The following is a 10,657-nucleotide window of genomic DNA, read 5'->3' as shown; positions in this document are numbered from 1 at the left end:
GTTCGCCGTCTACCGGGCCCTGGCCGTGGCGGGCTACGAGGCCAACGGCGGCAGCCCGGCGACGCTGCACCACTGAGCGGCCCCGGCCGAGCGCTGGGCGGGCTCAAACCCGAACGGGTACTGCGGGCTCGGCGGGACGGGGGTCAAGCTAAGTGACCCCTTCGAGACGAACTGGGGAGCCTCCTGCCCCACCGGCGTCGCCACGACCGACGGCTGAGACGCACGGATTCAGCAAAGTTGGATCGGGATCGCCGGATCCGTTCTGCTCTTCCCCGGCTGTGTCCCGCCGCCGGCACCCATCGTCCACAGCGGGGCGCCGCCGGCCCCGCAGGCGCGACCTGGCTGCGGAGCCTCGGGCGGTCGGCCTCCGCGCCTTCCGCCAAGCAGCCTCGCGGTCAGCCCTCCGCGCGGGCGGGCAGCCGCCATCCCGGGCGCGGGAAGTGGCAGGTGTAGCCGTCCGGGTAACGCTGCAGGTAGTCCTGGTGCTCGGGCTCGGCCTCCCAGAAGGGGCCGACCGGCTCCACCTCGGTGACGACCTTGCCGGGCCACAGTCCGGAGGCGTCCACATCCGCGATCGTGTCCTCGGCGATCCGCTTCTGCTCGTCGTCCACGTAGTAGATCGCCGAGCGGTAGCTGAGGCCGATGTCGTTGCCCTGGCGGTTCTTGGTGCTCGGGTCGTGGATCTGGAAGAAGAACTCCAGGATCGCGCGGAAGTCGGTCTTCGCGGGGTCGAAAAGGATCTCAATGGCCTCCGCGTGCGTGCCGTGGTTACGGTACGTCGCGTTCGGCACGTCACCCCCCGTGTATCCGACCCGGGTCGCCGTCACGCCCGGGAGTCGGCGGATCAGCTCCTCCATCCCCCAGAAGCATCCGCCGGCCAGCACTGCCCTCTGCGTCTGCGTAGCCATTACGGCCCCTCCAATGTCTGTCAACTGTCTGTCAACTCGGTCGCTCAGTCTGCTCGGCTCGCACACCACCGGCATCCCATGCCCACTGTCCTCAACGCACGAGGCTTCGAAGCGATTCCGTGCCCGTCCAGCCCGCTCTGCGCTCGCCGACCACTGGCCACCACGAGGAGCGCACCGACCTGTTGCCCACCCCGCGCCGGTGGCCTCATCCGGAGGGCCCTACTCCACGCACGGCTACCGCGGCGTCGACATCACCGCCCCGCTGGGACGGGGGGCAAGCTGGGTGACCCGTTCGAGACGAACTGGGGGGCGTCTTGCCCCACGGGCGTCGCGCCGCTCCGGGCGCCGACGCCCTGCGCTCGAAGGGGCCGGCCTCCGTGGAGCGGCTGAGCCCCGCGCAGTGGGAGCGGCTTCGGTTGGGGGCGCCGACCTCACCCTGGGCTGTATGGAAGAACCGCGGCGCGGGATCCGCGCGCTCCGCACGGCGTCGACGACGATCGTCGCTGAGGACGCGGTTGCCACGGCGGACGAGAGCGCACACGTCCAGGGCGACACCTCCGGTCCACGACATGCCCAGGACGTTGTGGTCTCGGGCAGCCGAGTGTCCGCAACCGAGTGTCCGCAACCGTCGGCGTCGGCTGAGCCGCGGATTGACGGGCACCAGCGCCCAGTCGTCCACGCAGCCCATGACGGTGCAGCAGGTCGACGAGTTCGGTTCCCGGGATCAGTTCCAGCGGCTTGCCGTTGGCGAAGGGTTCTCCTCGCGGCCGTCGCGCCCGGCCCACTTCCGGCCAGGCACACCCTCCAGCGTGCCTCACCGGAGCGACGTTCACCCAGGTCATAGGGTTGCCTACGCTCGGCGTTCGCACCGCTGACGGGGCGGGACGCGTAACCCCTGACCGCAGCCGAGACGTCCCATCCCGCACGTCTCAACCCCGCACGCCCAGGTCCTCCCGCATCATCCTGCGCATCGCCGACAGCCGCGGTTCGGCCTCCTTCAGGTCGAGCAGGGCCTGCCGCGCGCTCTCGCCCTCCGCGGCCAGGCCCCGGTCGAGGCGCTTGGCCGCGGCGTCGGCGCTCGCCAGGACCTCGTTCACCGCCCGCGAGGCGTCCAGTATCCGTTCGGGCACCACCATCTGGGCCTCGGCATAGCGGTCGCGGTAGTCGCGCCGCACCTCTTCCAGCTGGTCGCGGTCCTGCTCCGTGTACACACCGTCGCGGATGCGGTGCAGGGCGTCCTTGAGGAGCGTGTGGAACTGGCGTGAGGCCCGGTTCATCGCCGTGTACGCGTCGCGGCGTTCCTCGAAGCGCCGTCTGCGCTCCGCCGTCTCGGCCTCCTCGGCGCGCTGGCGTGCGGTCAGCCGCTGGCTGAGCACGGGCGCGAAGAGCGTACCGAGGACGCCGACGACGGCGGTGATCATCGCGGTGGCAGCGGCTGTCATGGTCACGACCCTAGCCAACGCCGGGCCGGCGGAGGAGTGAGGGACGCAGTCCTGGTCCCCGGGCACGGGAACGGCCCGCCGGAAGCCTTGCTTCCAGCGGGCCGCTCGTTCGCCATGGGCCTCATGGGCAGTCATGGGCCTCATGGGCAGTCATGAGCCCTCGGCTACCGGCTCACTTGCCGTAGTACGCGCCGTAGATCGAGACCGTGGACACGTTGCCCTTCTTGTCGGTGATCGTGGCCTTGTAGGAGATGGCCTTGCCCTTCGCCGGGTTCCTGACGGTGATCTTGCCCTTCTTGACCGTGACCTTCTTCCAGGTCTTGCCGCTGTTGTACGACACCCAGACGGTCAGCGACTTGAGGTTCTTGCCCGCGGCGGCACCCTCCACGGTGACCGGGAAGATGGCCGTCCTGCCCGCCGGGACACGGTTGTCCAGGCCGGTGGTCGCCTTGAAGCGGAGCATGGAGGCCGGCAGCCGGACCTCTGTCGAGCCGGACGGCTTCCTGGAGCGGAACGTCCAGCTCGCGTCGATGCGGGTGGAGGCGCCCGAGACCTTCGCGCTGCGTGTGACCGAGGTCGTCAGCCGGTACTGGGCGTCACCGGCGGTGACGGTGAAGGGCTTGTCCCCGAACAGCGGGTCGTCGTTGGATGCGACCTTCTTGCCGTTGCGGTACAGGGTCGTCTTCGCCGAGGTGAACGTCGAGAAGCCCCAGTGCGCCTGGGAGTCGGCGAACAGCGGCAGGGCGCCGTAGAGCTCGTTCCTGTAGCGGAAGACGCCGTAGTCCCGGCTCAGGTGGGGACCGAACACCGCCCTGTTGAAGGTGTTGGTGTAGGTCTTGCCGCCCTTGTAGGCCTTCATGCCGTCGGGCACGTACAGCGCCTCGCTGATCGGCCGGCCCTTCTTGTCGTGGCCGCGGTACTGCTCCACCAACAGGGACCACTGGATGCCGTTGCCCGTCGACAGGTGCAACGTCCGCGTGCCCGGCAGCTTCTGCTCGATGCTGTCCGCGATGACGATGCTGCCGGAGAGCAGGCCCCAGGGCGTGACGGCGCCGGTCTTGCCGGAGGCGCCCGCGCCGACGGAGTTCTTCACCGTGGCGAGGTCACGTGTCGCGTAGTGGCGGACCTTGCCGCCCTGGAACCGCTTGACCGCCGCGGTGGTCGCCACGTCGTACTCGGCCGTCGATCCCTTGGTCCACTGGCCGCTCCAGACCTGGCTGAGCCCGGCGACGTCGCCGCCGACGGAGCCGGTGCGCAGCTGGGACCAGGAGCCGACGGTCATGGAGAGGCCGATCACCGCCGGGTCGTAGTAGTAGCCGATCGTCCCGATGTGCTGCCGTGCGGTCTTGTCCGGCACGGTGATGTCGGCCTGCTTGGCGTTGCGGGCGTCGACCGTCACCGTGACGTTCCCGGTGACGGTCAGCTTCGGCTGGACCAGCCAGTCCAGGCCGCCCTTGAACGTGGTGAAGTCCTTCGCGATCCAGGCGTCCAGCAGGTAGGTGCCCTTGGGCACGCGCACGGTCGCCGTGCCGGAGCCGGCGGGCACCTGGTAGGCACGGTTCGCGCCGAGGCCGGTGTAGCCGAACAGGGCCGTGTCGTAGCCGGCGGTGGGCTTTCCGTCCCGGCCGATGTGCTTGACGGTGACGTCGTACGACTCGACCTCGCGCTGCACGGCCGCGGCCGTACGGACGCTCTGCCCGCCGCCGGTCGCCGTCACGTACGCCGAGTACGCGCCGTCCAGGGTGCCGCCCAGCCGGGTGTTCACGGTCAGGTCGACGGAGGCCTTGTCACCGGCCGGGACCGTCACCTCGGTCGCGCCGAGCGTGAAGAAACCGTCCGGGGCCGGCTGGCCCTTGGGGTCGGCGGCCGTCATGGCCAGGCTGAGCGTGACGTCCTCGGTGCCGAGGTTGCGGTAGGTCAGCTGCTCGGTGACCCGCTCGTCGTCGGTGTGCGGCCAGGCCTGGACGCCGAAGCTCACCGACACCGGGTCGGCGATCACGGTCTGCTCGATCGCCTTGTCGACGGCGATACGGCCGGCGCCCTGCTGGAAGGGCGTGTACGCGCCGCCCTTGGCGGAGCCGGCCAGCGCGCCCTTCAGTTCGGCGTAACCCCAGTCGGGGTGCTGCTGCTTGAGGAGCGCGGCGGCGCCGGCGACGTGCGGGGTCGCCATCGAGGTGCCGTCGATGGTCAGGTAGCCGGCCGGGCTCTCGCCGACCGTCTGGGCGATCAGGCTGCCCTTGGCCGCGGCTGCGGTGATGGCCACGCCCGGCGCGGTGACGTCGGGCTTGATGACGTCGTCGCCCACGCGCGGGCCGGTGGAGGAGAAGTCGGCGAACCGGTCCCTGTCGTCGACCGCGCCGACGGTGAGGGCGGAGTCGGCGCTGCCGGGCGAACCGAGCGACTCGGGGCCCTCGTTGCCCGCGGCGATCGCGAAGAGGATGCCCTTCTCGGCGGAGAGCTTGTCGACCTCCGCCTCCAGCGGGTCGACTCCGGGGGTGTCCGGGCCGCCGAGGCTGAGGTTGACGATGTCGGCCCCCTGCTGGGCCGCCCACTCCATACCGGCCAGGATGCCGGAGTCGTCGCCGTAGCCGTCGTCGTCGAGGACCTTGCCGTTGAGGATCTCGGCGTCCGGCGCCACGCCCTTGTACTTGCCGCCCGACTTGGCGCCGGTGCCCGCCGCGATGGAGGCGACATGGGTGCCGTGGCCGAAGCGGTCGGTCGTGCTGCCGGCGGTGGAGAAGTTCTTGGCCGCCACCACCTGGGACTTCAGATCGGGGTGGGTGGTGTCGACACCGGTGTCCAGGACGGCGATCTTCACGCCCTTACCGGTGTAGCCGGTCTGCCACGCCTTCGGCGCGCCGATCTGCGGCACGGACTTGTCGAGGTTGACCTTGCGGACGCCGTCGAGCCAGATGTGCGCGATGCCGGCGTTGGTCCGGTCCCCCTTGGTGAGCGCCTTCCACAGCTGGGGCGTGTCCTTGACGGGGGTCTGCACCGCGTCGGCGTTCAGCGCCTTCAGGGCCCGGCGCAGGGTGCCGGCCTCGCGGACGTCGGTCCGGGCGGTGGTGGCGGCGCCCTGGTAGCCGACGATGACCTTCAGGCCGTTCTTGAGCGACCTGCGGTGGGCGGACTTGTTCAACTCGGTGATGTCGAACAGGCGTTGGTCCAGCTTGCCGGAGGCGATCAGGCGGGACGCGTCGGCCGGTACGACGAGGGTGTGTCCGCCCGTACGGCGGATCTGCACGGGTATCTGCTCGCGGCCCTCGGCCCGGTGCAGGCCGACCACGCGCCCCTTGGCGTCCACGGTGACCCGGTCGCCGGTGATGAGGGTGATGGTGCGGTGGGCCGTGGGCCCGGCGGCATTGGCCGGGCGCTGCTCGGGCCCTGCCGAGGCGGGACTGGTCATACCCGCGGCGAGGGCGACGGCCGCCGCCGTGGCGACCGTGGTCACGCACGCTCTTTTCACTTGTCTGCGCAAAACTCCCCCTGGAAACGGAGTGCCGAGCGGATTCCCCGTCCACTCGGCCGGAGGAAGGCTCGTACGAGTGCGCTACACCCCCACCCCCCGGAAAAGGAAGTATGCCGGGAGGTGATCAACTGCTCAATAGCGGGGTGGTGTCAGGCGCCCGCGTTCTCCTTGACGGTGATGCGGCCCTTGCGGATGGTCGCCACGCGCGGGGCCTTCCTCGCGATGGTGGAGTCGTGGGTGACCATGACGAACGTCAACCCGTGCTCCTTCCACATGCGTTCGAGCACGTCCATGATCTCGTCGCGCATGGACTCGTCGAGGTTGCCGGTGGGTTCGTCGGCGAGCAGCACCTTCGGCTGCTTGACCAGGGCGCGGGCGATGGCGACGCGCTGCTGCTGGCCGCCGGACATCTCGGACGGCAGGTGCCCGAGCCGCTCGCCGAGCCCGACCGACTCCAGTGCCTCGGCGGCCCGTTCGCGCCGTTCGGCGGCCTTGATGCCGAGCGGGACGAGGGCGGTCTCGACGTTCTCCTGCGCGGTCAGGGTGGGGATCAGGTTGAAGGACTGGAAGACGAAGCCGATGCTCTCGCTGCGCACCCGGGTGAGCCGGGCCTCGGGCAGCTTCGCCAGGTCGGTGCCGTCGAGGACGACCTGGCCGGAGGTGGGCCGGTCCAGGCCGCCCAGCATCTGCAGCAGCGTCGACTTGCCGCCGCCGGTGGGGCCCTGGATGACCAGGCGGTCGCCGTCGCCGATGGTCAGGTCGACCTCGTCGAGGGCACGGACGACCTCCTTGCCCCGGGTGTAGTGCTTGGTGACGCCGGTGAGTTCGTACATGGGGAAGCAGCTCCTGGGATGCGGGGAGAGGTGGGGCCGACGGCCCACTGGGTCGTGGCGGGCGGCGTGCTACTCGACGCGCCGCAGGGCGTCCGCCGGGCGCAGCCGGGAGGCCCGCCAGCCGCCGAACGCGCCCGCGATCAGGCCGCCGGCCACGGCGAGGCCGACCGCGAGGGCGATGGTGGTGAGGCTGACCGGCGCGGTGAGCGCGACCTCCAGGGACTTCGCGGCCTGCCGGCCGGGCCCGCCGAGGCCCCCGCCGCCGCGGAAGACGCCCTCGCCGACCGGGCCGCTGCCCGAGCCGCCGAGCTGCGCCTGCAGCGTCGGGCTGATCGCGGTCACCGCGTACGCGCCCGCCAGGCCGAGCGCGATTCCGAGGAAACCGCCGACCAGGCCGTTGACGACGGCCTCGCCGACCACCTGCCGGGTCACCCGGCCCGACTTCCAGCCCAGCGCCTTGAGCGTGCCGAACTCGCGCACCCGCCGGGAGACCGCCGAGGATGTCAGCAGGCCGGCGACGAGGAAGGCGGCCACGAGCACCGCGATGGACAGCCACTTGCCGACGGTGGTGGCCAGGCCGGAGGCGGTGGACAGGGAGCCGGAGACGGTCTTGGCCAGGTCGGCGGAGGTGGTGACCGTGGTGCCCGGGACGTTCTTCTGGATGGCGCTCTTGACGGCGTCGATCTGCTGGGAGTCGGTCGCCTTGACGTAGATCGTGGTGACCTTGTCCTTGTCGCCGCTGAGGGTCTGCGCCTGCTTCAGCGGGATGTACAGATTGGCCGCCGCGTCCCCGCTGCTCGCGGTGGCGATGCCGATCACCTCGTACTTGACGCCCTTGATGGTGACGCTGCCGCCGACCTCGAGCTTCTTCTCCTTGGCGTACGCCGAGTCGGCGACGACGACCTTGGCGTCGGTCTCGGTGGACTTGAAGGTACGGCCGTCGGTGATCTCCGAGGAAGTCAGCGGGCCGAGCTCCGGCCGGGTGACGTCGGTGCCGTAGACCGTGTACTGGTTGACGTCGAAGTCGGCGCCGCCACCCATGACCCGGCCCTGCGGCCCGGAGCCGGGCGCGCCGCGCATCTCGCCACCGCCGCCGCCCTGCTGGAACTGGCCGCGGGTGAACTGGCCGTTGACCCTCACCACGTTGAGGCTGAGCCCGCCGACCGCGGAGGAGACGCCCCGCTGGTCCGCCACCTTGGTGACCGTGGAGGCGGGCAGGGTGGTGAAGCCCTGCGCCATGACCCGGTCGCTGCTCTGCTGGCCCTTGTCGCCGTTCTCCTTGGCGTCGAACTTGAAGCGCGGGCGCGAGTCGCCGGACGTCGGCGCGGCGGCCTTGCTGACGGTCATGTCCGTGCCCAGCCCGTACAGCGACTGCAGGACCTTGTCCTGCGCCCTGCCCATGCCGTTGGAAACGGAGTTGACCACGATGACGAGCGCGATGCCCAGCGCGAGGCCGGAGGCGACGACGAATGCCGCCTTTCGACGGCGGCGCAGCTCGCGCCTCAAGTAGGTGAAGAACATGCGCCGACGGTAGGGACGCAGCCTGATGAGGTCTTGAGGCCGTCATAAGAGAAGCATGAGAAGACCGGTGCGGCCCCGAGGGCGGCACCGGTCTTCATGGCCGAGCGGTCGTCAGGCGGCCGAACCGGCCTTCCACTGCGCCCAGCTCATGTTCCAGCCGTTGAGGCCGTTGTCCGGGGCGACGGTCTTGTCGCCGGTGTTCTGGACGACGACGACGTCACCGACCATCGAGTTGTCGAAGAACCACGAGCCCGGCGTGTTCGGGTCGTTCGCGCCCTTCTTGTCCTGCAGGCCCACGCAGCCGTGGCTGGTGTTGGCGTTGCCGAAGACGCCCGCGCCCCAGTAGTTGCCGTGGATGAAGGTGCCGGAGTTGGTCAGGCGCATGGCGTGCGGCACGTCCTTGATGTCGTACTCGCCCTTGCCGTCGTCGTCGGTGAAGCCGACCGTCGCGCCGTTCATCCGGGTCTCCTTGAACTTCTCGGAGATCACCATCCGGCCTTCGTACGTCTTGTTCTCGGGCGACCCCGCGGAGATCGGGATGGTCTTGACGACCTTGCCGTTCCGCGTGACCTTCATCTGCTTGGTCTTCGCGTCGACGTAGGAGACCTGGTTGCGGCCGATGTTGAAGGTGACCGTCTTCTGCTGGACGCCGTAGACGCCCTGGGCGCCCTCGACGCCGTCGAGGTCGAGCTTCAGCGTGACGGTGGAGTTCTCCTTCCAGTACTGCTCGGGACGGCAGTCCAGGCGCTGCACACCGAACCAGTGGCAGGCGACCTCCTGGCCGCTGGAGGAGGTGACGGTGATGCCCTTCTGGACGGCCGCCTTGTCAGTGATCGCCTTGTCGAAGTTGATCGAGACGGGCATGCCGACGCCGACGGTGGTGCCGTCGTCCGGCGTGAAGGAACCGATGAAACTGTGCGCCGGGGCGACCGTGGTGAAGGAGGCGTTCTCGTGGGCGGCCCGGCCCTTGGCGTCGGTGGCGCTCGCGGAGACCTTGTAGGTGGTGGCGCGCTCGAGCTGGGTGCTGGGCTTCCAGCTCGTCTTGTCAGCGGATATCGCGCCCTCGACGGCAGTGCCGTCGGCCGTGGTCATGGTCACCTTCGTCAGCGTGCCCTTGGCCACGGTGACGGCAGCGGAGTTGTTGATGGAGGCGTTGTCGGACCCGTCCGCTGGTGTGATCTTGATCTGGGCCTCCGACGACTCCTGGGCCGCGGCCTTGTCGGCCTTGGCCTGCGAGGTGTCGCCACCGCCGTCGGCCGCGTCGCTGCTGCCGGAACAGGCCGTGAGCACCAGTACACCACCGAGCAGTGCGGACGCGGCCGTCAGGCGCTTGCGCCGCTTACTGTTCGTCATCACACGCTTCTCCATCGTTGGCGAGTCCCAAAACCCCTCGAGTCCCCCGTCGCAAGTCCTCAACGCTACGACCGTTTCGTCCCGTTTCCCACGTCGTGTAGATGTGGGACTCGCCACGTCCGCCGGAGCGGACGGTGCGCGGCCCGGCCTGCGCGATACGTGAGACGACGAAACCCCGGACGCCGGTTGCGGCCGGGGATCGCCGATGCGACCCGGACGACGTCAGCCGGAGTGGCCCGCGCCGTCCACTTCCTCGTCGTCCCCGTCGCCATCATCCTCGCCGAACTCCCAGTCGGGCGAATCGGGGTCGTATTCGATGTGTTCGCTCGACCAGGAGGCCTGCTGGAGGTCCACCCCCGGCACCTCGCCAACCAGTACGAACGGATCGACCAGGTACGCCAGGGCCTCGGCGGTGTCTTCCGTCACAGCGTCCTCGGCGTGCGCCCGCTCCGCGGGGTCCAACTCGCCGCCCTCGGCGTGCTCGGCGATCCGGCTGCGGGCCGCCCCGATGACGGCTTCCTCGTCCTCGATCTCGACGACGAGCTCGACACTGAGGCGCACAAAACGTGAAGTCTCTGGAGTGCTCATGGTCGGAGCGTACGGCTCAAACCTCCCGTGACTTTCCTGTGACCCGCGACGTTCACTAACATCGCCCCACACGGCCAATTCACCAGCGCCACAAGGGGATCGATATTCCGTGTCATCCGCTCGCCGTACGTTGCTGACCACCACCGCCGCGGGAACCCTGCTGGGCGCCCTGTGGTTCGTCCCGTCCGCGAACGCGTCGGTGGGCACTCCGGAGAGAGGGGCGGGCCCGGCGGCGCCGACGGCCCAGGTCACGGAGCAGGGGCGGCCCGCCTCGGCGGCGGAGGCGCCCGGCGCCCAGGAGGACGCCTCCGCCGGGAGCGGGACCGAACTCGCCGACACCGGAAGCATCGACACCACCCCCTACGTCGCCGGCGGCACCGCACTCCTCATACTGGGCGCCGGTTTCGTGGTCTACTCCATGCGCCGGGAGCGCCTCGGCTTCTGAACCCGCCCGGCGCCCAGGAGGACGCCTCCGCCGGGAGCGGGACCGAACTCGCCGACACCGGAAGCATCGACACCACCCCCTACGTCGCCGGCGGCACC

Annotated in this window: 8 protein-coding genes and 2 pseudogenes; 2 read left to right on the top strand and 8 right to left on the bottom strand. The window is 70.1% G+C overall.

Annotation, left to right across the window (positions count from 1 at the left end; all coding sequences use genetic code 11):
- Nucleotides 1–106 precede the first annotated feature (106 nt).
- Nucleotides 107–217 (top strand): annotated as a pseudogene (locus ACFY4A_RS32170) (peptide-methionine (S)-S-oxide reductase); the annotation flags it as partial.
- A 178-nt stretch (nt 218–395) separates the two neighbouring features.
- On the opposite strand, the gene msrA reads toward ACFY4A_RS32170, so the two are convergent.
- From msrA to ACFY4A_RS32130, 8 genes and pseudogenes are all read right to left on the bottom strand, one after another.
- Nucleotides 396–908 (bottom strand): peptide-methionine (S)-S-oxide reductase MsrA, encoded by a 513-nt coding sequence (gene msrA / locus ACFY4A_RS32165; RefSeq protein WP_390832840.1) that lies wholly within the window; start codon nt 906–908, stop codon nt 396–398.
- Nucleotides 909–1,404: 496 nt separating this feature from the next.
- Nucleotides 1,405–1,675, bottom strand: a pseudogene (locus ACFY4A_RS32160) (restriction endonuclease); the annotation flags it as partial.
- Nucleotides 1,676–1,837: 162 nt separating this feature from the next.
- Nucleotides 1,838–2,350, bottom strand: a complete 513-nt coding sequence (locus ACFY4A_RS32155) for a hypothetical protein (protein ID WP_390832839.1) — start codon at nt 2,348–2,350, stop codon at nt 1,838–1,840.
- A 172-nt stretch (nt 2,351–2,522) separates the two neighbouring features.
- The gene (locus ACFY4A_RS32150; RefSeq protein WP_390832896.1) at nt 2,523–5,756 is read right to left on the bottom strand and encodes a S8 family serine peptidase; all 3,234 of its coding nucleotides are present in this window, start codon (nt 5,754–5,756) and stop codon (nt 2,523–2,525) included.
- Nucleotides 5,757–5,968: 212 nt separating this feature from the next.
- Complete coding sequence (locus ACFY4A_RS32145) at nt 5,969–6,652, bottom strand: ABC transporter ATP-binding protein (RefSeq protein ID WP_390832838.1); 684 nt, start codon at nt 6,650–6,652, stop codon at nt 5,969–5,971.
- A 69-nt stretch (nt 6,653–6,721) separates the two neighbouring features.
- A complete protein-coding gene (locus ACFY4A_RS32140; protein ID WP_390832837.1) occupies nt 6,722–8,173 on the bottom strand; it encodes an ABC transporter permease in 1,452 nt (483 codons plus the stop codon).
- Between the two features lie 111 nt (nt 8,174–8,284).
- The gene (locus ACFY4A_RS32135) at nt 8,285–9,526 is read right to left on the bottom strand and encodes an Ig-like domain-containing protein (protein WP_390832836.1); all 1,242 of its coding nucleotides are present in this window, start codon (nt 9,524–9,526) and stop codon (nt 8,285–8,287) included.
- Nucleotides 9,527–9,748: 222 nt separating this feature from the next.
- Entirely contained in the window at nt 9,749–10,114 is a 366-nt protein-coding gene (locus ACFY4A_RS32130) for a hypothetical protein (RefSeq protein ID WP_390832835.1), read from the bottom strand.
- A gap of 109 nt (nt 10,115–10,223) precedes the next feature.
- Here ACFY4A_RS32130 and ACFY4A_RS32125 point away from each other — a divergent pair, with 109 nt between their 5' ends.
- Nucleotides 10,224–10,559 carry an LAETG motif-containing sortase-dependent surface protein gene (locus ACFY4A_RS32125; RefSeq protein WP_390832834.1) on the top strand — a complete coding sequence of 112 codons (336 nt, stop codon included), beginning with the start codon at nt 10,224–10,226 and terminating at the stop codon, nt 10,557–10,559.
- Nucleotides 10,560–10,657 lie beyond the last annotated feature (98 nt).

Source organism: Streptomyces sp. NPDC001292, assembly GCF_042896465.1.
Lineage (GTDB): Bacteria > Actinomycetota > Actinomycetes > Streptomycetales > Streptomycetaceae > Streptomyces.
Note: the sequence above shows the minus strand (reverse complement) of the source record. Positions and strands in the feature narration are given on the sequence as shown.